24 protein-coding genes are annotated in these 22170 nt (G+C 36.9%); all 24 read left to right on the top strand.

The features are described 5' to 3' along the window. Window positions 1-75: 75 nt before the first annotated feature. The 24 genes from G6534_RS06020 (at window position 76) to G6534_RS05900 (ending at window position 22161) form a co-directional block, all read left to right on the top strand. Complete coding sequence (locus G6534_RS06020; RefSeq protein WP_182082477.1) at window positions 76-726, top strand: DUF4355 domain-containing protein; 651 nt, start codon at window positions 76-78, stop codon at window positions 724-726. A 12-nt stretch (window positions 727-738) separates the two neighbouring features. After that, entirely contained in the window at window positions 739-1059 is a 321-nt protein-coding gene (locus tag G6534_RS06015; protein WP_182082476.1) for a hypothetical protein, read from the top strand. 3 nt (window positions 1060-1062) lie between these two features. After that, a complete protein-coding gene (locus tag G6534_RS06010) occupies window positions 1063-2076 on the top strand; it encodes a major capsid protein (protein WP_182082475.1) in 1014 nt (337 codons plus the stop codon). A gap of 111 nt (window positions 2077-2187) precedes the next feature. Next, on the top strand, window positions 2188-2544 hold the full coding sequence (locus G6534_RS06005) for a phage head-tail connector protein (protein WP_182082474.1): 357 nt from the start codon (window positions 2188-2190) through the stop codon (window positions 2542-2544). Beyond that, entirely contained in the window at window positions 2541-2864 is a 324-nt protein-coding gene (locus tag G6534_RS06000; RefSeq protein ID WP_182082473.1) for a hypothetical protein, read from the top strand. Before G6534_RS06005 ends, G6534_RS06000 begins: the two co-directional genes overlap by 4 nt. Continuing rightward, complete coding sequence (locus tag G6534_RS05995; RefSeq protein ID WP_182082472.1) at window positions 2864-3343, top strand: hypothetical protein; 480 nt, start codon at window positions 2864-2866, stop codon at window positions 3341-3343. Before G6534_RS06000 ends, G6534_RS05995 begins: the two co-directional genes overlap by 1 nt. 8 nt (window positions 3344-3351) lie before the next feature. Continuing rightward, complete coding sequence (locus G6534_RS05990; protein WP_182082471.1) at window positions 3352-3756, top strand: hypothetical protein; 405 nt, start codon at window positions 3352-3354, stop codon at window positions 3754-3756. Between the two features lie 60 nt (window positions 3757-3816). Beyond that, window positions 3817-4605 (top strand): hypothetical protein, encoded by a 789-nt coding sequence (locus G6534_RS05985; protein WP_182082470.1) that lies wholly within the window; start codon window positions 3817-3819, stop codon window positions 4603-4605. Between the two features lie 26 nt (window positions 4606-4631). Continuing rightward, window positions 4632-4910, top strand: a complete 279-nt coding sequence (locus G6534_RS05980; RefSeq protein WP_182082469.1) for a hypothetical protein — start codon at window positions 4632-4634, stop codon at window positions 4908-4910. Window positions 4911-5289: 379 nt separating this feature from the next. After that, on the top strand, window positions 5290-5790 hold the full coding sequence (locus tag G6534_RS12180) for a hypothetical protein (protein WP_238788879.1): 501 nt from the start codon (window positions 5290-5292) through the stop codon (window positions 5788-5790). Further along, window positions 5791-10383, top strand: coding sequence for a tape measure protein (locus G6534_RS05965; RefSeq protein WP_182082466.1), 4593 nt, complete (start codon window positions 5791-5793; stop codon window positions 10381-10383). It begins immediately after the preceding gene. Next, complete coding sequence (locus tag G6534_RS05960) at window positions 10383-11306, top strand: phage tail domain-containing protein (RefSeq protein ID WP_010019165.1); 924 nt, start codon at window positions 10383-10385, stop codon at window positions 11304-11306. The genes G6534_RS05965 and G6534_RS05960 overlap by 1 nt, the downstream gene beginning before the upstream one ends. Then, the gene (locus G6534_RS05955; RefSeq protein ID WP_182082465.1) at window positions 11306-13090 is read left to right on the top strand and encodes a prophage endopeptidase tail family protein; all 1785 of its coding nucleotides are present in this window, start codon (window positions 11306-11308) and stop codon (window positions 13088-13090) included. Before G6534_RS05960 ends, G6534_RS05955 begins: the two co-directional genes overlap by 1 nt. Continuing rightward, window positions 13090-13794 (top strand): hypothetical protein, encoded by a 705-nt coding sequence (locus G6534_RS05950; RefSeq protein ID WP_182082464.1) that lies wholly within the window; start codon window positions 13090-13092, stop codon window positions 13792-13794. The genes G6534_RS05955 and G6534_RS05950 overlap by 1 nt, the downstream gene beginning before the upstream one ends. Continuing rightward, a complete protein-coding gene (locus G6534_RS05945) occupies window positions 13794-14840 on the top strand; it encodes a BppU family phage baseplate upper protein (protein WP_182082463.1) in 1047 nt (348 codons plus the stop codon). The genes G6534_RS05950 and G6534_RS05945 overlap by 1 nt, the downstream gene beginning before the upstream one ends. Further along, window positions 14840-15109: a hypothetical protein gene (locus G6534_RS05940; RefSeq protein WP_182082462.1), complete on the top strand. Its 270-nt coding sequence runs from the start codon at window positions 14840-14842 to the stop codon at window positions 15107-15109. Before G6534_RS05945 ends, G6534_RS05940 begins: the two co-directional genes overlap by 1 nt. Window positions 15110-15126: 17 nt before the next feature. Further along, the gene (locus G6534_RS05935; RefSeq protein ID WP_182082461.1) at window positions 15127-16335 is read left to right on the top strand and encodes a hypothetical protein; all 1209 of its coding nucleotides are present in this window, start codon (window positions 15127-15129) and stop codon (window positions 16333-16335) included. Window positions 16336-16345: 10 nt separating this feature from the next. Further along, window positions 16346-16738: a hypothetical protein gene (locus tag G6534_RS05930; RefSeq protein ID WP_182082460.1), complete on the top strand. Its 393-nt coding sequence runs from the start codon at window positions 16346-16348 to the stop codon at window positions 16736-16738. Next, the gene (locus tag G6534_RS05925; protein WP_182082459.1) at window positions 16738-16887 is read left to right on the top strand and encodes an XkdX family protein; all 150 of its coding nucleotides are present in this window, start codon (window positions 16738-16740) and stop codon (window positions 16885-16887) included. The genes G6534_RS05930 and G6534_RS05925 overlap by 1 nt, the downstream gene beginning before the upstream one ends. A gap of 97 nt (window positions 16888-16984) precedes the next feature. Beyond that, window positions 16985-17230 carry a hypothetical protein gene (locus G6534_RS05920; protein ID WP_182082458.1) on the top strand — a complete coding sequence of 82 codons (246 nt, stop codon included), beginning with the start codon at window positions 16985-16987 and terminating at the stop codon, window positions 17228-17230. Further along, on the top strand, window positions 17230-17511 hold the full coding sequence (locus G6534_RS05915) for a phage holin (protein ID WP_010019178.1): 282 nt from the start codon (window positions 17230-17232) through the stop codon (window positions 17509-17511). Before G6534_RS05920 ends, G6534_RS05915 begins: the two co-directional genes overlap by 1 nt. Window position 17512: 1 nt before the next feature. Beyond that, window positions 17513-18538 carry a GH25 family lysozyme gene (locus G6534_RS05910; RefSeq protein WP_182082457.1) on the top strand — a complete coding sequence of 342 codons (1026 nt, stop codon included), beginning with the start codon at window positions 17513-17515 and terminating at the stop codon, window positions 18536-18538. Between the two features lie 604 nt (window positions 18539-19142). After that, window positions 19143-21071, top strand: a complete 1929-nt coding sequence (locus G6534_RS05905; protein ID WP_182082456.1) for an HsdM family class I SAM-dependent methyltransferase — start codon at window positions 19143-19145, stop codon at window positions 21069-21071. Beyond that, window positions 21055-22161 carry a restriction endonuclease subunit S gene (locus G6534_RS05900; RefSeq protein ID WP_182082455.1) on the top strand — a complete coding sequence of 369 codons (1107 nt, stop codon included), beginning with the start codon at window positions 21055-21057 and terminating at the stop codon, window positions 22159-22161. Before G6534_RS05905 ends, G6534_RS05900 begins: the two co-directional genes overlap by 17 nt. Window positions 22162-22170 lie beyond the last annotated feature (9 nt).

Genomic DNA, 22170 nt, shown 5'->3' with positions numbered 1-22170 from the left:
TTCGGTTGCTGGCATTAAAAAACAGCTGATAAATAGTTATACCACTTAAAAAAAGTATGTAGGAGGAATTTAAGTATGAAATCACTATTAAGAACACCATTAAAACTAAATCTTCAATATTTTGCAGAAGAAGGGGATGCCGGTAATGCTGCCGGTTCTGATAATTCTAATGCTAATGAACCTAATGATGATAATGGCGATAAAGACAATGAAGATGGAGACGGAAACGAGGATAAAAAATATACTCGTTCCGATGTTCGAAAGATGTTTGCCAGTCAAATGAATGACTTTAAAAATAATGAATTGCCTGGATTGCTTGATAAGGCTCGCAATGAAGGTGAAAAACGTGCCAAGATGTCCGACAAAGAGCGCAATGCAAATGATATGAAGGAACGTGAAGACGAATTAAATAAGAGAGAAGCAGCCTTAAATCAGCGTGATGCTCTTAACGATACTAAAACACGTTTATCAAATGATGGACTTCCAACAGACTTCGCAACAATGTTGAGTGATCTCAATGAAGAAAAGAGAGCCGAAAACATTGCCAATTTCAAAAAGATATATAACAGATCAGTTCACAATGGTGTTCTTGAAGCCACAAAAGGCAAGAAAACGCCTAATGTCGGCACAAATGATAATCGTACTCAAAATTCTGGTTCCAAATTTGCAGAAATGGCAAATAAACAAGACCAAGAGTCTCCAAAAGACCCATGGGCAAGAAACTAAGGAGGAATAAATATGTATTTTGGTAGTAATAAACACGTCGATGAAATTAATTTTTTCGATAGTGAAAAATTTGTATCTTTTCCAACTCTTGTAGATGATAAAACACCAGGAGTTGTTGATGGAATTCTTCCAGCTGGTTCAATCGTTCCAGCTAATGATGCAACAGCAACGGCCGTAACAATCAACGATGTTGACGTTTCACATGGTCCTGAAATGGTTGGGGGAATCGTTGATGGTTTCTTAAATGCGTCAAGATTGCCAGTACAACCGTCTGCCGAAGCAGTTGCAGCTCTCAATAGAATTACATTTTCAAATCTCAAGGAGGAGGCTTAATAAATGCCAGCTATTTTAGATTTATTCAATCAAAAGTCGGTTCTATCTTATGTAAAGAATCGTCAATACAAGCAATACATTGGTGATCTTTTATTTCCATCACGCAAAGTTGAAAGCCTAGATATTGAAATTTTAGAAGATTCAACATCTACACCAGTTGTTGCACCAATCTCAGCCTTTGATGCTGAAGCTCAAATTGGAAGCCGTGAAGCCAACAAGCGTACCGCTGAACTTGGTTATATCAAGCGTAAAGTACAATTGAAAGAAAAGGATTTAATTGGATTACGTAACCCACGTACACCAGAAGAACAAGAATATTTGACTCAAGTTGTTTATGCTGACACTGATCATATGGTTCAAGATGTATTGGCTCGTGTTGAATTAATGCGTATGCAACTACTTTCAACTGGTGTTGTTACTCCTGATGATTCCAAAGTAGATTGGAAATTAGATTATCAACTACCTAAGGAACATAAAATCACTGTTAAAAAATCATGGGATGACCCTACAGCCGATGTTATTAACGATATGTTTGATTGGGCCAACGAATTCGATTCAGACCCTACTAAAATTCTTACATCACGTAAAGTGGTACGTGCTTTGCTTAAAAATGAAAATCTTCTTGCATACTTCAAGAGTGTTGGTCAAATTGCTTCAGTTGCCAACCTTAATAACTATCTTGAAGGTCAAGGATTGCCAACAATCGTTGAAAACAATCTCAAGTATCGTGTCCAAAAAGCTGATGGTACATATGAAACTAAGACGTTTTTCCCAGAAGATAAGTTTGTTCTTTTCAATGACGACACATGTGGTAATACGGCATTTGGACCAACACCTGAAGAAAACAGACTCATGTCTACAGGTAGCCTAGATAGTGTTATTGGAAATGTGTTCGCAACAATGTACGAAGAAGGCAATGATCCAGTAGGTACTTGGACAAAAGCAGCAGCTTCAGCATTGCCAACATTGGCAAACCCACATGAATTAGTTCAATCATCTGTATTATTGTCAAAATAGACACGCCATCAGGTTCAGGTGGCGCTAAAACAAAACCAGCAAAGCCAACTAAGGTAACTTCGATGGCCACTGCCGATGGAGCTATTATTTCTGCAAATTAGGAGGTATTAAATGGCTGAAGAAACTAAAATAGAAGATTCAATTTTGAATGATTTCAAATCCTTGAAACATATCAAAGACAACTCAATGGATAATATTTTTAAAATTTATATCCGGCAAGCTAAGCAAGAAGTTGAACTTTATATTGGTCAAGATACATTGCCTAATATTTTGAGCGGAGTTATAACTCAAATGGCCGAGGCTAAATTTACTAAAGCTGGTTCAGAAGGTACTACATCTTCAAGTGAAGAGGGATTATCTTATTCGTTCAGTGAGAACGATTTGAAGCCATTTTTCCCAGTACTTAATAGATATATTGATAATCTAAGAGGTAGCGGTGACCGTGGAAGGATAGTGACGTTCGATTGATGTTAAAAGATGTCGTTTTGCTAACAAAAGATAATGACAAGAATAAAGATCCTTTAAATCATATTGTAAATTATTCTGAGCAAATCCTACATTCTGCAAGAGTTACCGAGCTCAATGGAGCTACGGCTCAAAATAACGCTGTTGGTAAGCAATATGACCACTCTTATGTAATTAGATTAGAAGGTATTTACAATGCCGATAAGGTAGCTTTTTTGGATGATTATCGTGCAAATAAGTCCGACGTTTTACAAATATCTCAGCTCAGAAGACATCATTTTAAAACTGATATCTACTGTGGTGATACCGAGGTGAGAAGCTGATGGCTTGGGATAATGAACATGTGCCAGTAGTTCGCATTCAAGCTAAAGATAATTTCAGCGATGATCTAACTGCAATGGCTAGAACATTAAAGCAGTCAGGTAATGAAGACTTAGCTAAGCTAGTTCTCCAGTATAAAGCAAGATTGAAGAAGAACATTCCTAAGGCAATTAACAAGATAGCTAACGATGAAGTTGACGGCGCTCAAAAGTTAATTAAGGAGCGGCAGTATCACTCGAAATCTGGCTACGTTGGTCATGGTAATTTGTGGAAGTCGGTGGACAAGCATTCAAGTAAAGACGGTATGAAGTCTGATATTTATGCTAATGCTGAATCTAAAGACGGATATGAGTATATCCAGGCTTTCGAATATGGATTGAAGAATAAAAATTATCCTGCACATCATGTAATGCATGATTCAGGGATGGTTCTTGATGTAGATAAGTATTCAGATGAAATTATTAAAAAATCTATAAAGTAGGTGATTAATTGATTTCACCACAACATGACATGCTGCAATCAGCAATTAGAACGTTAGAGATTATCACGGATGCCCCTGTATTTGACTTAAATGCAGTTGATAGTAATGAGTATCCTCAAATTATCGTATCAGCAGGGCAAAACAACAATGCTGAACGTGCTAAGAATGAACAGCGTTCTACATATACGCTTTATGTTGACTACTTTGATGATGTTGATAACGATCATGGCTTGATGATGGATACATTATTTAGTATCCGTGAGTATCTCAAGTATTTGAGATTGTCCAATTACAATTGCCAATCTTATGCGTTTAATCAATCATCAGAAACAATTGATAATTCAACTTCTAAATCGCTGAGACATGTAACAATTACATTTGATTATCACATTACAGAAAAATTAATTATTTAGACATTCATTTATAAAATGGGTGTCTTTTTTTATGTAAATTATTAGAAAAGAGGAATTTAAATGGTAGATACAGCAGTATCCAACAAGTTTAAAGCTGAAGTTCGTGGCCGTGATGCCGATAACATTATTTATCTTTACAAACGTATCAAGCACGAACCACTAGCAAATAAGATTCATATTTTAGGACTCCAGGGTGCCACATCAGGAACTAATACACGTACATTACAATCTACAGCAACTAAGAGGGCCAATATTAAAGGTGTCGGCTCAATCAACCAACAACGTACTGTAGATGTAATCTTTTCTGCTCCGGAAAAGAACAAGAAAGATTTGTATTGGGACTTATATGCAGCCTGGGAAAAGGGTGAATTAATTGGTCTATGGAGAATGGATCTAAACACAATGCACGGTACTAAGCCGCATCGTAAGATTCAAGCACAATTCTCACAAAGTTTTGTTCCCAACCTTCCTAACACAGAAGCATTGGGTGGAACAATGACATCCAATCTCCAATTCGAAGTCAATGGTATGGAACGTGCAATCAATTCAGATGAAAATGCATTCGAGCTTGATGAAGAAGATCTTGATGATGGTATTTTGGATGACCTAGCCAAGTTCTATAACTTCTCACATGGTACTGATTTGGGTGTTGATGACAATGGTGACTTCGTTGATAAAACTGTTGACGATGACACCATTGAAGTACAAGACACAACTACTGGTGAGGACGTAATGGGCCCAGCTTATAAGCCTGTTGACGATGATGCAGGCAGTGAAAAAGCTCCAGAAGAACCGCAAAATGTTCAATCTAAGGCAACCGGGACAGGTGCAGATGTTTCATCTAGCTAAAAAATAATTAAAGGAAGTATTCAAATATGGCAGACAGAACTAATCAAACAGAAATTATTTACGACAAGACTGGCAAAAAAGTTGTTGAAGGAACTAAAGGCGACCTTTCTACAGCAATCACTGGCCTAACCGGTGGTACTACTGTTACTGACGGTGATTACAAGATTTCTTTTAAAGATGCAACAACCGGACTTGAATCAGAAAAAGTAGACGTTCCAGGATTCACAGTTGAAAAAGCTCCAGACAAGCCAGCAGATGTGAAAGCAGACGCAACTAGTGACGGGGCAAATGTCTCAGCTGAATAGCTAATTTAAAAGCATTCTCACTTTCTTGAGTGGTGGCGGTTGGAATCAAATTCATTTTTAGGAGATTTAAAATGCTAACTCTAAAAATCAAAGATACGGAAGTTGAACCAACATATAATTATCGACTTTATAAAAATATTGCCGGTGACGATAAAGATAAACGAAAAGAAAACTTTTACAGCTTTTTAGATGGTCTTTTTAGCGATGACTCTATTACAATTATTAATTTTTTTAAAGCAGTGGCTGGAAAGGACTTGTCTGAAGATGAAGTTGTTGATCAACTAGACGAAAATGGTCTATTTGATGATGTCCATAAAACTACTGATGAAATTATTACGGGCTTAGCTACATCAGGTTTTTTAAAATCGGAAATCAAAGCTTGGAAGAAATACGGAGATCGTTTACTAGAGAGTATGAAAGCCAGTTTAAAGCTCAAGTCTATCAAGCAAGAGGACAAAGAAATGACTCAGATTCAAATCAACCAACTCGAAGAAAACAAGAAGAATATCGAGAGTCGAATGGATCTAATCAAGTAAACGACTTTGATTTAGATGAGCAAATAACTAGAGCCAGAAGAATAATTGGAATTACCAATATTGATGATTTTTGGAAGCTCACTCCTAATGAATTTGATGACCTGTGTAGAGGTGCCTTACTAGCTCAATACGACAATTTAACTAATCAGCGTGTATCTAATTCAATGGTTCGGCCAGTTGGTCTAATTGATGATATTCAAGGTCAAAGCCAGCAAATAGATACAGTATTGAGTCAAATTAAAGATTATGCGGAGAAGTTTGGCAAAGAATCCGACGATTCCGAAAGAAAGCAGATGGATGTAAAGGCATTCTACGAATTGGTTATGCAAAGGGGGCGAGAATAGATGTCGGATATTGTTGTTAATAAGATTATTAACTTTAAGGGTACTGATCAATTAACGCCAACAGCTAATAAGGTCAAAGAGGCCATTGATGGTATCAAGGATAAGAAAGTAAAACTTGGTGCTACTCCAGAAGAACAAGGAATTACTTCCTTTGGCCAAAAGCTTCAAGGATTGCCTAAAGATGTCCAAACTACATTGAAGGCAATGGCTGAAAAGAATGGTTTTGATACCTTTGAAGGCTACATGAAGACCGTCCCTAAAGATAAATACACTCAATTAAAGGCTAACGTTGAAAAAGGTGGATTCCAGGCATTTAAGAATGATTTGGAAAGTCTGCCACGTAGTCAACAATCCACATTAAAGGCTATGGCTGAAAAGGAAGGCTTCACTACCTTTGAGCAGTACTATCAAAAGGTGCCTAAAGAAGCACGTACAAAGCTCGATGCGATAGCTGATACACATGATGTTGATGACTTCATTCGTGAAACTGACAAGATTCCTAAGCATGTGAATACCAAAGTTGATGCTGATGTTAACAGTGGTAACAGTGCTCTAAGTAATTTTAGTAGCCATATTGATAAGGCTAAAGAAAAAACAAGTCAATTTAAATCTATCCTAGCAGGTAGTTTTGTTGGATCCATGATGACGACTGGACTCATGTCAATCGTTGGTGGTTTGAAGTCCGCAACTTCAGCGGCGATGGAATACGCCAATGCACAACAAACTATGAATGCTACTTGGAAAACTTTGACCGGTAACGCTAAAGATGGTCAAAAAATGGTAGATATGACCAATAAAATGGCCATAGCTGCTAATAACTCGACTCACATGGTTGATCAATTGAATCAGAAATTCTATTCGGTTAATGATAGTGCTGCAACGACTAAGAAATTGACGACTTCAGTATTAACACTACAGGATGCATTCGGTAAAACTGATGATGAAGTTGAGAACTTCGGAACTCAGTGGGGTCAGATGGTTGCAAATGGCAAGGTTTCAGCTCAAGATATGATGTCTTTTGTTAATGTCTTTCCTAAGTTGAGAATTGAGCTACTTAAGACCGAGCAGAAGATGACTGGTAACAAAGATTTAACCATGAAACAGCTGAACGATATGATTTCAGCCGGCAAGGTTTCATCTGATACAATGGATAAAGTTTTGGAAGACACTGCAACCAAGTATGGCAAGGCTACAAAGAACTTTAGTGCCACAATTGCTGGTATGAAGCGTACTATCCAAAGTCAAGTTCCTGTTTTACTATCAGCATTCACTGAGCCATTTTTAAATGCACAAAATCCAATTTACAAAACTGTATCTGATTGGGTTGCTGACAAGCGCACAAAAGATAAATTCAGCGACTTAGGTAAAACAATATCAAGTGGGATGTCTGATGCCATGAGTGCTCTTTCTGGTGGTACTGGCGGACAAAAGGACTTTGCAGCAAACCTGAATAGGGGTATCGATTCAGTTAATAAAGGATTCAAAGTATTTTTTGGCTACATTACTGACCATGCTAAAGATTTGAAGACTGTCGGTAGTAGTTTGAATGAAATCCTAAAAGTATTTCTTAATGCAATCTGGAAAGATGCTGGTTCTATTATCACTACAATTGGTAGTGGCTTAGGATTAATGAAAGACAGCTCTAAAGATGCAAGTGATCCACTACATGCAGTTGCTGATGCCTTAAAAGGTATTGCTAAACATAAAACGGCCATTAAGGCTATTGCTGGTTATCTTGTTGCCATGAAAACATTCAAAATGGCTAAGGGTGCATTTGACCCACTGCTAAAATTGGCGGGCATTCAGTCAAAAGGTGGTGGCCTGCTAACTAAAGTTATCGGATCTGGAGAAAACAAGAAAACTGTATTCAGATTCGGTACTGAAGGAATTGCAGAAACAAAGAAGCAATTGCTTAGCTTAAAAGATCTATTAAGCAAAGTAACTCAAGGCGGTAAATTCTCAAAAGTTAATATTGGCAGTATGTCTAAAGGTGCCAAAATTGGGACTGGCGTGGCTACTGCCGGTATTGCTGCTAGTGCTGGATTAGATATTGTCGGTGCTATTAAAGCTAAAAATCCAGAAAAGAAATTTGAAGGATTTGGTAAGGCTGCCGGTACTGCCATTGGTGGTGGTGTTGGATTCATGCTAGGTGGTCCGGCCGGTGAAGCTGCTGGCGCTATGTTAGGCCGTGTAATTGGTAAATATGGTGGTAAAGCTGCTAAAGAGTTTACTGATGGATGGAATAAAGCTGGACGTGGTGCAAAGCCACCAAAAGGAATTATTCAAAAGGCTGGTTATTACTCAAGAAAAGCTGGAGATGCTGTAGCCGAATGGGCTAAAGGAATTGTTAGTTTTGGTAAGAAACACAAGCAAGAAATACTACTGACACTGGTTAATCCATTTGCTGGCGTTGGTGCCTGGATTCTAAAAGATACTAAAGTAGGTAAATCCATTCAAAAATGGGCATCTAATTTAGTTAAGGATTTTCAAAAAGGCTTTAAGTCATTTACTAAAAATACTGCCAAAATTGGTAGTGATATTGTTAAAGGCATCGTTAAAGGGATGAAAGGCTTTGGTAAGTTAGCACTATATGCTTTAGCTTTCCCCGTTGGTATTGGTGTGAAGATAACTAAGCCACTTGTTAAGCCAATTAAAAAATCAATTTCTTCATTGGTTAAATCAATCAAGAAAGATTGGAATGGACTAACAAAATGGCTCGGTAAAATCTTTGATCCAATAGCTAAAAGCTGGCAAAAATCTTGGAAGAAAATTTCTAAAGCTATTGATATGAAGAAATTCTCCAAAGATATGTCCAATACTATGTCAGACATGTCCAAATCTATTCAGAAATCATCTGATGATGTTGGTAAACAGATGTCTAACATGTCTAAGTCAGTCAAAAAATCTAAATGGGCTAAGGATTTAAAAGAGAAATTCAATGAAGCCCAAAAGAATGCAGATTCTTGGAGTGCCGGCATGGATGATTGGTGGTCAGGATTTAGCTCTGGTTTCTCAAAATCTTGGAACTCAGTTTGGTCTGGCGTAGGTTCATACTTTAGTAAGAAGTTCAGTGGATTATCTAAATGGTATAGCAATTTTTCAAGTGGTATGAATTCTTGGTGGTCTGATTTCAGTTCTAACTTCAAATCAGCTTGGCACTCAGTCTGGCAAGGAGTATCTGACACATTCAAAAATATTTTTGATGGATTAAAGGATATTGCTAAAAATTCCTGGAATGGAATCATTGGAATCGTTAATTCAGGTATTGGAGCTATCAATGGCGTTATCAAAATGTTCGGTGGAAAGAGCTTAGGAAAAATTAAGACTCTTGAAACTGGATCCAATTACCACAGAGGTGGATTAGCAAAGATTAATGATGCTCACTCTAGTGTTTATCGTGAAATTGTTAAATTACCAAATGGACATATGTTCTCGCCTCAACAAAGAAATGTTGTACTGCCATTACCACAAGGTTCATCAGTTTTACCTGCTCAAGCAGCAAGACCATATGTTGAAACTGGTTTAATTCCTCACTATGAAAATGGTATTGGAGATAGTTTATCTAATTTCTTTGATATGGCCAAAAACGGAATATCTGATGCGGCTAGTGGCGTAGGCTCTTGGGTATCTTCTAAGATGAAAGAAATTGGTGGAGATATCGAAAAAGGTATTAAATTTGCTAAGGACTTTATTAAAGACCCTGTTGGGAATTTATCTAAGGCATTCGAATCAGTCACAAATGGTAAATTTGCTAAAGAAGAATTTTCAAGCAAAATGGGACCTGCTACTGGTCATGGAATTGTTAAAGCTGTTGCTGATAAGGTTAAGAGCTTGGCTGAAAGCTTCAAGAAACAACTTCAATCAGTCACAGTTTCTGGCAAAATGCCTGCTACTGCATACGGTCCAATGATTAAAGCTGCCGCTGCTTATATGCATCAATCAATTACCGATTTTAATGTTGATATGATTGAAAGAATCATTGCTAATGAATCTGGTGGTGATCCTAATATCACAAATAATTGGGATAGCAATGCTAAAGCTGGCCACCCATCAACCGGTATTCTTCAATATATAGAACCAACATTCATGCATTACGCCATGCCGGGTCACACTAATATCCATAGTGCCTTTGACCAATTAATTGCATTATTTAATGATGCTACATGGCGTTCTGATATGGGTATGGGATATAACGGAAAATATGGCGAATGGCGTGGGCAAGCTTCAGGTCCTAGTGGTCCAAGATTAATGGCCAACGGTGGTCATGTATTTAATGCTACAAGTGCCATTATCGGTGAAGATGGTGATGAGTTTGCTATTAATCCATCTAAACCTTCCGCCATTCCACTTCTTGGCGATTTGATTGGTAGAATGGCAGACTTCCATCCAGAATTTAGAATGTCATCAAACATAACAAGTAATATTTCTTCAGACATTGGTAGAAAGCTGGATAGTGTTATCAATTTGCTTGGTTCAATCAATGGAAAGGACTTCCAACCAGAAGTAAATATTGCACGTACATCAAGCAACTTGAATCAGCAAAATAGACGTGATACTGATATTTATGCTTATCAGAGAGGGATGAGACAATAATGACAAATCAAGTATTTAAGGATGAATTGACTAATCCAAAGCCACATGCATACGGATTCAGCCATGGGCGAGATAGTCTATCATCTTTACCTGAAGATCCAATTGAAGTGGCCATTAGTAGTGACGGTGTCAATTGGAAATCATATTATGACGTTCAAGATTTGTTTGGGGTTCATTGCTATGATTGGGATGTTGCTCAAGCAAATCCTATTGATAACTTCCAGAAAATTAATACTAGAGATGGTCAACATTTAACATCATCTAATTTTGATAGTAGAGATATCAATTCTACCTGGATGGTAGATGGAGAAAATGAAACAGAATTCAGAATGTTATATTCTGAATTGCATAATTTCTTTATGACTCGCAGTGGCTTTTGGATTGTATTCGGAAACGAACCGACTTTCAAATATCGGGTTAAAACTAAAGTATTTGCTCCAACGTATTTCAATGAACATCAAGCCAGCTTGATTATTACATTTAATAATTACACTGGAATGCGTGAGAGTGTTGGAACGTCACTAGAAATATTTAAAAATAAAAACTTCTTTTCATTTGGCATGGGAATACCTAATAAAGATATTTCCTTCGAGTCCAAAGAAAAGAAGTTTTCTATTTATAATCCTAGTTCTGTGAGAATTGACCCATTAGGGCAAGATCACGTACTAAAAATTCACATTACAGGCGTTGGTTCGCCAACCCTTACCAATAAGACTACAGGAGAAGTATTTACCTATAATCGAGTTTTAAGTACAAATGATGAATTGATTCTTAATGGTGTTAATCCATATATTAATGGCCAACCCGATGGGATTAACAGCAATCATGGAACAATTTCACTTGCAAAAGGCGATAACGAGTTTGAAATTTCTGGCCTATCAAATTCAGATATCTCTTTTGAGTTTTACTTCATTTATTTCTAATGGCTTTTAACGGACACAAAATTTACATTCAATCATTTGATGGCCAGAAAGAAGAATGGTTGACGTGTCTAAATGAAGATTCTTTTCAAGTCGATTGGCAAGTGAGTTCTAGTTTTCAAGTGTCTTTCACTGCCTATCTTAATGATCATGACGGCGTGTCTTTCGATATGTTGGAAAATGATACGTATATCGTATTTGATGGCCAACGCTATCAAATCAAGCAGAGTGTACCTAAATACATTGATGACCTTGTTACTAAAGATGTCACTGCTACACATGAGATCTTCAATATTCAGAATTTCAGACAATTCAAGGTCAATAAGGGAAGTCAAAGCTATTCTATTGATTCAATGCTGAGTTTTATCTTTGGTAGTCAGTACAATACAAACGGTTTTACCTATCAAATCAATGGTAACTTCAACAATATTGATATCACCGATTGGGGTAATTGTTCCGGACTTGATGCAGTTCAGAAGGCTGTCGATTCATATGGTGCCAAGTGGTATCCGGACGGTAAAACAGTCATGATTTTTGATAGCAATAGTTATAAGAATATTAATAATAAACAATATATTTGGTCGCATAACACGAATGACATCGAATTATCTGTTGATTCTACTTCAATTGTTAATGGTGCCATGCTTTACGGTGCTACGGTTGATGATGAACATAACACTACCGCTGATGGTGGTGCCTCATCTGATTCCACGGGTACTACTAGCGGTGGTGGAAGTACTTCAGCAGCTACCTCAACCGGTAACGCCAGAGGGACTATCTCAACGATGGAAGATGGCGGTGCTCCCGTTTATAGTTCACCAGTTGGAAATAGCTCTTTAACAGGTCAAAAACTGCCAAACGGCTCTAAATGGGCAGTTGATGAACAGGTTTCTATTGATGGCGTAATTTGGTATCGGGTTGGAATTAATGCATGGATCAATTCGAAATATATGCCTTTTAATAAGTCTGACGATATCAAACCAGAAAGCCATGTTGTTGAGCAAACTTGGGGGCAAGGTACTATCAAAGCCGCTGACATAACAACTGGCAGTGGGGATGATGAAACTACCACAGCACCAACCTCAGCTAAGATATATGATTCCCCATATTCCGGACAACATGAGATTACTGGTAGAGTTTTGGACAATGGTACACAGTGGAAAATCAATGGAACTGTATCAGATGGATACGGTGGGAAAACTTGGTACCAGGTTGCTACAAATGAATGGGTATGTGCCGATGATATCAATTTCGATGGTGATACTGATGTTGAACCGACTGCAGTAGAAACTGCAACGGATGACACAGCTAAGACAGAAACAGACGAAGTTAAATACTACTTCGAGCCGTTTTTTTACTACAACGCTAAATCTAGTGCTAAACACGGTTTGATAATCGGTGAAGATATTACTAATGACCAAATTAAAGATGCAGCTGCGATGAAAAAATATGCTGATTCAGTTATGCAGACGGAGCCAATTGTTGAACTAACAATCAACGTGAGTTTTCAAGATGATACGTTGAAATTAGGTGACACAAGCTATTTGAATGCAGAGCCTTTAGGAATTCAAACAATGATTACTTTGAATGGTGTGAGCGGTAATCCTTTAACAAACGATTCACCTATGACATTGACTCTGGATAATTCAACAGTGTCCAGAACCAATATCAATTATGACATGTCGGACAAGATACGATTATCAAACAGAAATAATAAGCTTCTTACTAAAGAAGTTCAAAAATTATCAGCAAAAATAAGAAAATTAGAAAGTCAGGAGGGGAGTTAATGCAAGGATATGATGGAACAAGTCAATTTTATTCTCCAGACTTACATCAGGATGTCCAATTGATTGAGTATGGTAGACTGCCTAACAATCAAATAACGCCAACATCTAAGACTGGCACTACTTACATCGATCAGGCTAATAATCAAATTACTGAAGTTATTGGTAATGATCAAGCTGGTAGAACAGTAGTAAAGCATTACAAATTGATTGATTTGAAGCAAGTATTGAAATTTCCAAATCTACAAAACATTACCGGATTTGACGGCAATCAAGTTCATTTAGACCGACTAACTCAAGAATTAGTAGGGCCTTCGATGTTTCATTCGAATAGCTACAACATTGAGACAGTCGAAAAGGCAATCAATTTATTGCTAAAAAATCAAGCTGTTCAAGCAGACAATGAAAATTCAATTATTAAGTTTTTCAAACAATTAACTGATGAACAATTATCTGAATTAACTCAATCAATTTCTAAATTAATCGATGAAAGATACTACTCAAAATCAGAAGTAGACGGGAAATTGAAGTATATCCAAAGGCAGATTGATAATCTCAATCACTATATTGGTGATAGACCTCAACCAAATTCCAATTTTGCTCAAGGATTTACGGGTAATCCTGATTATAATGATAAAATTTACGATTCTAAGATTAATGAGAAAGTTGATCGAATGAGTGACGAAGATGAGAAAGGAGAAAATTAATGGTATTGGATAATAGTGTCAATACAGACATGTCTACTGATGATCCAAAGGGAGCACCAGCAGTTAAATATCGAATTCCTTCAGTTGGTGCTGAGTACAGAACACTTGATACGGATTTGCCATTAGAACAGCCTTTGATTTTCTATTTAGATGGATCAAAGGCTTTTTATTTGCCACACGAAGACACTTCTGACGAAAGTACTCACAATAATCCACAAAGTGTTTTAAATACTTTGACCAATAAACGTATTTTCCAATTAATATCAATCCGACAGGGACAATCTGGAATGTTACATGTTCCAATCACGTTTAAAGATATCAACGGTAATGTTCCAATGGATGGCTATCTGATTCGATTCGAGGGTCGTGATGGTGATGGCAACATTATCTACGACGATGAGGGATTCAACGTAACACAGGCAAATTTAGGCTACATCGATTGGACTCCAAGTGCTGTTATTTCTCAATCGGCTGGGTATTTTAAAAATGCTCATTTTGTTATTGAGAATGCTGATAGAACAAAGATTCTAACTACTCTAGATTTCTCAATTAAAGTAATTGCTAACGATGTTGCATTGCCAGTTGTCCAAGAATTTTACGCCTCAGAGTATGTAAGACTCCTGGGCCATATCAAAGAAATGGAAACATCAGCAGATCATCAAATTAATTATTTATTGAATGCATATGCTGCCATTTTTGCCTCAGAAATTAAGCAATTAGATGAGCATGTTCAAAATGAAATCGACAAAGTAGATGCGACATTAAAAGCTGGCACTGATAAAGTTGATGGATATATTAGTGAAAGTAAAGCTAAGCTAAATACTTTGAACACCGACATTGATACAGGTCAAGCTCGCATGGATGCGCTAGAAAAGAAAATCAGTGATAATGGCCTAATTACTAAAGCCGGATTAAATACAGCTGTTCAACTTGGTATCAATACTGGTGAAATCGATGTAAATATTAACGATGTAATTCTTGATAAGGACATTTCTTCCAAAGTGGACATCTTAACAGGAATTTTGGAAGGGAGTAGTGAAGGTTAATGAGTGACTTAGACAGAGTTGCCAAGTTGGTAACCAGCTTGCCGATTGGTATCAAGATGACGGATGATTCTGGCAAAATTGTTAAATTGCCAATCGACAAAACGGACAACTTTATTAATTCATCTGCTTATTTGATGAGTGTTACAGGTGCTCAATCTTTAGTGAAAACTGAAATTGACAAGATTGATACTACAGACAAAATTACCGATTCAGCGGTATCAACTAAAATCGATACGCTTCAATCTGCACTTGATACTACGACTGCTTAAAAGGAGGAATTTAAAAAATGGCAGAAAACGCTTTAACTAAAGTTGCTCGTATTGCTGCTGGTTCTGCGATGGGAGCAATTTTAAAGGATAAAGATGGTAATGATAAAATCATTAAACCTGATGGAAATGCTAATTATCTCGATTTAAGAGATATCGTTGCTAGTGGTTCTGGTACTGGTGGTGGAGATAATCCTAATCCGGATAATCCTAGCGCTGGTGCTGACTATTATGCAGGAAGCCTTGCTGATGGTGAAATTACTGAGCGTAATTTGGAATGGTCAGGAACTGATGATCCAACTAAAGATTTAACAGTTACTTTCAAGGATGACCCTGGGTCAAATCCATTTGGCCAATATTCAGGACTGACCATCATTGGACATATTCAAAAGACTGTGATGACATCAGGAACTAAAGGTGCGGTATCAAATCTTGAATTGAATTACGACCCAAGTAATGCAACTAAAGATGGATATTTTACAACAACAAGCCCATATCCAATCTATATTTCTCAATCTGATATAGCATCTGGTCAAGAATTAGATGTTCCTATTAATGGAATTGGTGAAGGATTGAAGGGAGATAATACTAAGCCTGCTATGATTCATTTGAAATATAATTCTGATAGAACAATGACTATTAGTCATGAAGAAGGATATGTTAACGATGGGATTAGTGCAGGTGCCACTGGTGCTAACTATTCATTTGTAGTTGAAATTGTAGCTACATTTTCAACTCAAAAGGCCGTGGCACAATTACCAGAGTCTATTAAATTATTTTCAGGAAGTACACGAACAGATAAAGCCAATATTCTTACTTTAGATGGTACCTCTGATTATTATGAGAATGTCTCCGATGGCCTTTTAATCAATTTAAAAAAGTATGCATATACTTTGTATAACAATCAAGAACATGGAAATAGAATTTCTAATGATGATATTGGAATTTTAGCAAATTATGTTATTCCTAAAGAAAAATTAATCGTTGGAAACAAAATTCCATTTCAGTCTCATAACACTATTACGGATAATAAAAGCGTTCCAGCAGAAATACATTCTTCTGGAACTTGGAAATCTGATGGTACTTATACATTGCATGCTCCAAGCCAAGCATATGTTTTAATAGAAAAAAATAAAATTACTGTTCAATTTGTTTTTCAAATTAGTTTTGGAAGTCACTATTATAATGCCTTTTTAGACATTCAAAGTATTACACCTTATAGAAAATAGGAGGTAAATAATGAAAATAGCAGTTCAATTAGATGATGATAGAAACATTACAGGAATTTACGGTTCCCCAGAATCAGGAGCAGAAAAACAATCTAAAATTGATGGTTGGATACTAGTGGATAGTGATCCAGCCTTTTCAATCGATGAAATGTATAAGTGGACAGTTAGAGAATCTGATGGATTGTTAGTCCATATTTCAACTGGTATGACGCCAGACGAAGAGAAAACACAAGCTGATGCATTATTAGGAAAAAATGTAGGAACCGCTTTGGCAGCAGCACAAGGTGCGGATAAAAAAGCAGATAATGCGGTAGCAGGATTGGCACAGTTTGGAAAATTAGTTGCTCCTTTGTTAGCTACTCCACAGCCAAGTTCAAATACAGATGACGGAGGTACTAAATAATGTTTGATTTTATTAAATTTATGTATTCAATTGGTGGATATCAAAATAAAGATGTCGGAGATTTCGTAGTTATCGGTAATATCGATGACAAACAATATAAAGAAATTACTGGCGAAGATTATAAGAGTGATAAAGAAAGAGTAGCCTAACGGCTACTCTTTTTTTGCATTCAAGGAAAGAAGGCAAAATATGCCACCACATGCATTCTTAGGCTACTCACTTTCGGAACTTGGAAGTATTTTCCTTTTGATAACTGGTTTTGGTGGGTGGTTTATTTGGCTAGTCAATCATTTCATAACTAGGCCCCTTCAAGATTCAATTAATAATTTGGCAAATACGGTTCAAGATTTTAAAAATTCTTCAAAAGAAGAACATAGAGAATTTAAAGAGCATTTTGAAAAGCTTGATAAAAAGCTAGAGGAGCACGAATTGAAATTGACTAAAGACAATGAGGAAATTAAAACTTTATTTAATAGAAAAGAGGAAGGTTAATGATGAAGAATAAATTAACATTAGATGTCCATTCAAAAGCGTGGTGGGTATCGTTAATTTCTTTAATATTAGTATTTGGCCAGCAAATTGGTCATTTGTTTGGTTGGGAAATCACTTCTGATCAAATCAATCAAATTATGGGAATAGTAAATACTATCTTATTAATTGGTGGTTCTCTTGGTTTAATTACTGACACATCAAAGGGTAATACGAATAGTAATACTCCCACAGAAGTACAAACACCAACTTATTCAAATTCAACAAATTTAAGGAGGAACTAGCATGACTAAATATTTTGCAGACATTTCGAGCTATCAAAGAGATGATTTAGCATTCTTCCAAAATTTTGTAAATTCTGGTGTTCAAAGCGTTTTGATCAAAACTACTCAAGGAAGCGCTAATGGATCTAACTATTTAAGCCCTAAGGCGTTGACTCAAACTAGGAATGCGATTAAAGCTGGTATGAATGTTGGATTTTACCATTATTTTCTAGCGATTAGTGTTACTGATGCAATCAATGAAGCAAAATTCTTTGAACAGTCAGTTGTTAATTTAGGTTTTGGAAAAGATACACCGCTTTGCGTTGATGTTGAGGATCCATCATTAAATACGTCGGCAGTAGCGAGCTATGTTGATACTTTCATTAATTACCTTGAAACACAAGGTTATACAAATGTATTCCAATATAGTATGGCTAGTTGGTTCAACCAAGGTATCTTAAATGCTAATAAGCACCCGACTTGGGTAGCTAGTTATGGGTCAAGGGATTGTGGAGCAAGAGGTAACATTGTCGCTTGGCAGTACACATCAAGCTGGGGAGGCGGTTCTCAAGATATGAGTTATGACTGGGGAATCTTTGATAAGCAACCAGCTAAAACTGAAGCAACCACGCAACCTACAATTGAACCTGAAAAACCAAAAGTAGAAAATGTTATCAAGCTGACGGAACAAACCCATCCAGTGGATAGGTTAGGAATTGAACGACCTGAAACGTATGAGGCAGGATCAACTTGGAAGAGTTCAGATATTAGATTGATAAATAATGAACCTCATTATCAAATTGCTACGGATATCTTTGTTCCGCTATCAAAAACGACATTTAAAGATTTAATCATAGTTAAATATATTGATGATTCACCGGCACCGGTCTTCAATAAGAATGGAAAGCGTGTACAGAATGCGTCTGTCAGCACTGGTAAATCCTTTAAAACCGCTGGATTAAGGGTTATTAACGGGATTCCAATGGCAAAAATTGCTACTGATCAATTTATTCCATTCGAGTATACTTCTGGCTCAAGATTTGAATAGTAAAGACTAGACAAATATAATAATATGCGTTATCTTAATGTTGTTCATTGACGTGGACAACATTGTAAATTACCTTGATTTTTAATTAACTTTGATAGTGTTAAAAGAGCCCATCATCTATTAATTTAGATGGTGGGCTTTTTTGTGCTATTTAAAAAAATCAATTTTAAAGATATAATGGGTAGTAAAATATAACAAAAGATAAGGCTTTGCGCACATTTTTTGCATTTGTCAAATAGGGGGTACATATGTTCTTTTAATGTCAAAAACAAAAAGCTGATTAAGGCTTAAAAGAATAAAACTTTTATCAAGATTGCTACCACGCGGGATGCAATTATAGTAATAACCACATTGATTTTATGATCTAAGTTATCAATTTTTGTATCTGTAACATCAGCACGATGCCTTAACTCAGGCTGTGGGTAATGTTAGTGATTTAACCAGTAAGGTTGCTAAATTAACTGAAAATGCTCAACAGTTACAATTAGCGGAAAAGGTGTTAACGAGTCTGAACCAGTATAAACTGTTAACAGTGAGCAAAACAATGAAGAAAAACAGGAACATGGAGCTATTTGGAGATGGCTTCATGGAAAGGATTGATTGAATGGCACGAGTTGAAGGGTCTACGGATTTATGGGTGGATCACTTATTAAATGATTCTAAGATTGATTTGGACTATCAAAGCTCTCACATAAAAAATATTGATGATGCACTTCATACTGCTAGTAAAAAATTAAATAGGAAATCTGGTTATCCTGAGTATGTTGGGGTCGTAAAGGACTATTTGCTGGTGATTGAAGATAAGGCTGATATTTCCAATCATGTTTATACTGATCACGATGTTATTACGACTGATGATCCGGTGATTGTTCCTAAATATGCGTTAAATGGTGCGTTGCATTATGCTCGGCATATTTTGGAACGTACTTCGTATAAGAAGTGCTTTGCTTTTGGTGTTTCGGGTAATGAAAAGATGCATAAAATCACCCCAATGTTTGTTAACGAACGTGGTGACTATGATGTGCTACCAGACGTTGAGTCTTTTATTAGTTTTAACGAGAAAAACATTGATGAATACTATCTAAAAGAAGTCCTTCATGAGGATACCAACGAGGAAAAGACTACTGCCGACATTCTTAAAGATGCTGCACAACTTCACGAGAATTTACGGACATACGGTCAGTTAAAAGATGTTGATAAACCGTTGGTCGTATCTGGTATTCTTTTAGCTTTGCGTGAAGGAGAAGCACGTAATTTTAGCATTGATTCATTAACCGGCGATACGGTTACTACTGACGGAGATAAGCTAATGGACGCCATTAAATCTAATTTGCGGCGTTCTAATGTCCAACCACAGACCAAGTTAGATAAGTTATTGAGTCAATTCAGCATCATCAAGGATTCAGCTAAGCTGAATACTAAAGATGCTCGACTTGGTATGACTCCATTACGTTATTACACCGAGTTTATCAATCGTACTATTTATCAAGATATTCGTTATACCAACTCTACAGAGGACTATCTGGGTCGGTTCTATGGTAAATTTATGAGTTATTCAGGTGGTGACGGGCAAAGTTTAGGTATTATTTTGACGCCTAAGCATATCACAGAGCTGTTTTGTGACCTTGTAGACCTAAAACCTACCGACCATGTATTTGACCCTACTTGTGGGACTGCTGGCTTTCTAATCGCTGCAATGCACAATATGCTTAAACAGGCCTCTGATGACCAGCAGCGACGTGATATTCGTCGTAATCAGCTATATGGAATTGAATTACAAGATTACATGTTTACTATTGCTACAACGAATATGATTCTCCGTGGTGATGGTAAGTCAAATCTGAAGAATGAAGATTTCTTGCAACAACCGGCTGCAAAGCTCCAGACAGAGACAATGTCTACCGTTGGTATGATGAATCCACCATATTCTCAGGGGTCAACGAAGGATTCATCGCAGTACGAAATTAACTTCATTAAACATTTACTTGATAGCTTATTACCTTGTGCAAGAGCTGCTGTAATTGTTCCACAGTCGACTATGGTTGGTAAGTCAAAAGCAGAAAGACAATACAAAGAAGCAATTCTAAAGGATCACACTTTGGAAGGGGTCATAACGTGCAATCCGAATACTTTCTATCGAGTTGGAACTAACCCGGTTATTGCTGTATTTACAGCTCATGAACCGCACCCGGCTAACAAAGAAGTTAAGTTTATTGATTTTCGTAATGATGGCTATGAGGTTAGCCCACATATTGGGCTGGTTGCGACTTCACGTGTTAAGGATCGTAAACAATATTTACTAGATGTTTGGCGTGGCAATGTCGAAGCACCGACTAAATTCTGTGTTAAATCAACGGTTAAACCAACTGATGAATGGTTGCATAGTTTCTATTACTTTAACGATGAAATCCCTACTGATGCAGATTTTGATAAGTCAATTAGTGATTATTTAGACTTTGAGTTCTCAATGATTATGGCTGGTCGTGAATATCTGTTTAATGATAAGGCTGGTGATCATGATGAAACTGACTGATCGAAAATGGAAAACGTTTAATGCGTTTGGTGAGAATGGACTGTTTGACATTCATACAACGTCAAGTAGTATTGACAAGAATAAGCTGATTGCTGGTGGTGCTAATGTAGTTCCTTATGTGACCCGTTCTGGTGGTAGCAATGGTGTTTCTGGCTTTGTTAGTGCTGCTAATTATGAATATGGATCAGATAATGGTGGAAGTATAACCGTTGGCTTGGATACGCAAACAGCATTTTATCAACCTTATAAGTTTGTTACTGGACAGAACGTTCATGTTATTACTGGTAAGCAATTGACACCGTTGGTGATCCAATTCCTGTTGCCATTGCTTCGTTCTCAAATGACTGCTAAATTTAACTGGGGCGGCAATGGTGCTACATTGTCACGTATGGAACGACTGCAAATTATGCTACCAGTTGACGATAACGACCAACCGGATTATCAATTTATGTCTAGTTATGTTAGAGAACGATTGGACCAAAAGCAGCGGGCTTATTTGGATTATGCTCATGCCCAATTAGCAAAGTTAGGTGATATTCAACCAGTGGCGGCTATTGACTCTGTGGACTGGGAACCTTTTACCATTGGTAACTTGTTTTCTAAATTAGTTGGTGGTAAAGGGAAAGGCTTAGTTCATTTACACCAGGTTAGTTCTGGTGGCATTGAGTATTTGGGTGCAACTAATCGTAATAATGGTGTTTTGTGTCGTGTGGCATTAGATGATACATCTAAACTTATGGTTCAACCGGGAAATTGTATTGGCTTTATAAAAAATGGTGATGGTGCTGCTGGATATGCTATTTATAAGAAAGAATCATTCATATCAACAACCGATGTTATTTATGGATATGCTGATTGGCTGAACCTTTATACGGGTTTGTTCTTTGTTGGAAGCCAAGACTTGATTAAACCAAAGTATGGCCATGGTTATAAACGTAACGCTAAACATTTACATGTTGATCGAGTTATGCTGCCGGCTAGTTCTGATGGAACACCAGACTTTGATTATATGGAACAATACGTTAAGAACAAGATGATCCAGAAGTACAATGACTATTTACAATACATTAATGGTAGATTGCAAATTTAATCCGATCTT

The sequence above is a fragment of the Companilactobacillus pabuli genome (assembly GCF_014058425.1).
Lineage (GTDB): Bacteria > Bacillota > Bacilli > Lactobacillales > Lactobacillaceae > Companilactobacillus > Companilactobacillus pabuli.
The sequence above is the reverse complement of the archived record's forward strand: the minus strand, read 5'-3'. Positions and strand labels throughout refer to the sequence as shown.

Excerpts from the sequence above, each read along its gene's own strand:
- G6534_RS06005 (WP_182082474.1), top strand. The coding sequence starts at position 2,188 with ATGGCTGAAGAAACTAAAATAGAAGATTCAATTTTGAATGATTTCAAA.
- G6534_RS05925 (WP_182082459.1), top strand. The coding sequence starts at position 16,738 with ATGTTTGATTTTATTAAATTTATGTATTCAATTGGTGGATATCAAAAT.
- G6534_RS05905 (WP_182082456.1), top strand. The coding sequence starts at position 19,143 with ATGGCACGAGTTGAAGGGTCTACGGATTTATGGGTGGATCACTTATTA.
- G6534_RS05945 (WP_182082463.1), top strand. The coding sequence starts at position 13,794 with ATGGTATTGGATAATAGTGTCAATACAGACATGTCTACTGATGATCCA.
- G6534_RS05940 (WP_182082462.1), top strand. The coding sequence starts at position 14,840 with ATGAGTGACTTAGACAGAGTTGCCAAGTTGGTAACCAGCTTGCCGATT.
- G6534_RS06010 (WP_182082475.1), top strand. The coding sequence starts at position 1,063 with ATGCCAGCTATTTTAGATTTATTCAATCAAAAGTCGGTTCTATCTTAT.
- G6534_RS05965 (WP_182082466.1), top strand. The coding sequence starts at position 5,791 with ATGTCGGATATTGTTGTTAATAAGATTATTAACTTTAAGGGTACTGAT.
- G6534_RS05955 (WP_182082465.1), top strand. The coding sequence starts at position 11,306 with ATGGCTTTTAACGGACACAAAATTTACATTCAATCATTTGATGGCCAG.
- G6534_RS06020 (WP_182082477.1), top strand. The coding sequence starts at position 76 with ATGAAATCACTATTAAGAACACCATTAAAACTAAATCTTCAATATTTT.
- G6534_RS05930 (WP_182082460.1), top strand. The coding sequence starts at position 16,346 with ATGAAAATAGCAGTTCAATTAGATGATGATAGAAACATTACAGGAATT.
- G6534_RS05900 (WP_182082455.1), top strand. The coding sequence starts at position 21,055 with ATGATGAAACTGACTGATCGAAAATGGAAAACGTTTAATGCGTTTGGT.
- G6534_RS05950 (WP_182082464.1), top strand. The coding sequence starts at position 13,090 with ATGCAAGGATATGATGGAACAAGTCAATTTTATTCTCCAGACTTACAT.
- G6534_RS05960 (WP_010019165.1), top strand. The coding sequence starts at position 10,383 with ATGACAAATCAAGTATTTAAGGATGAATTGACTAATCCAAAGCCACAT.
- G6534_RS05995 (WP_182082472.1), top strand. The coding sequence starts at position 2,864 with ATGGCTTGGGATAATGAACATGTGCCAGTAGTTCGCATTCAAGCTAAA.
- G6534_RS05935 (WP_182082461.1), top strand. The coding sequence starts at position 15,127 with ATGGCAGAAAACGCTTTAACTAAAGTTGCTCGTATTGCTGCTGGTTCT.
- G6534_RS05980 (WP_182082469.1), top strand. The coding sequence starts at position 4,632 with ATGGCAGACAGAACTAATCAAACAGAAATTATTTACGACAAGACTGGC.
- G6534_RS05915 (WP_010019178.1), top strand. The coding sequence starts at position 17,230 with ATGATGAAGAATAAATTAACATTAGATGTCCATTCAAAAGCGTGGTGG.
- G6534_RS05910 (WP_182082457.1), top strand. The coding sequence starts at position 17,513 with ATGACTAAATATTTTGCAGACATTTCGAGCTATCAAAGAGATGATTTA.
- G6534_RS06015 (WP_182082476.1), top strand. The coding sequence starts at position 739 with ATGTATTTTGGTAGTAATAAACACGTCGATGAAATTAATTTTTTCGAT.
- G6534_RS05985 (WP_182082470.1), top strand. The coding sequence starts at position 3,817 with ATGGTAGATACAGCAGTATCCAACAAGTTTAAAGCTGAAGTTCGTGGC.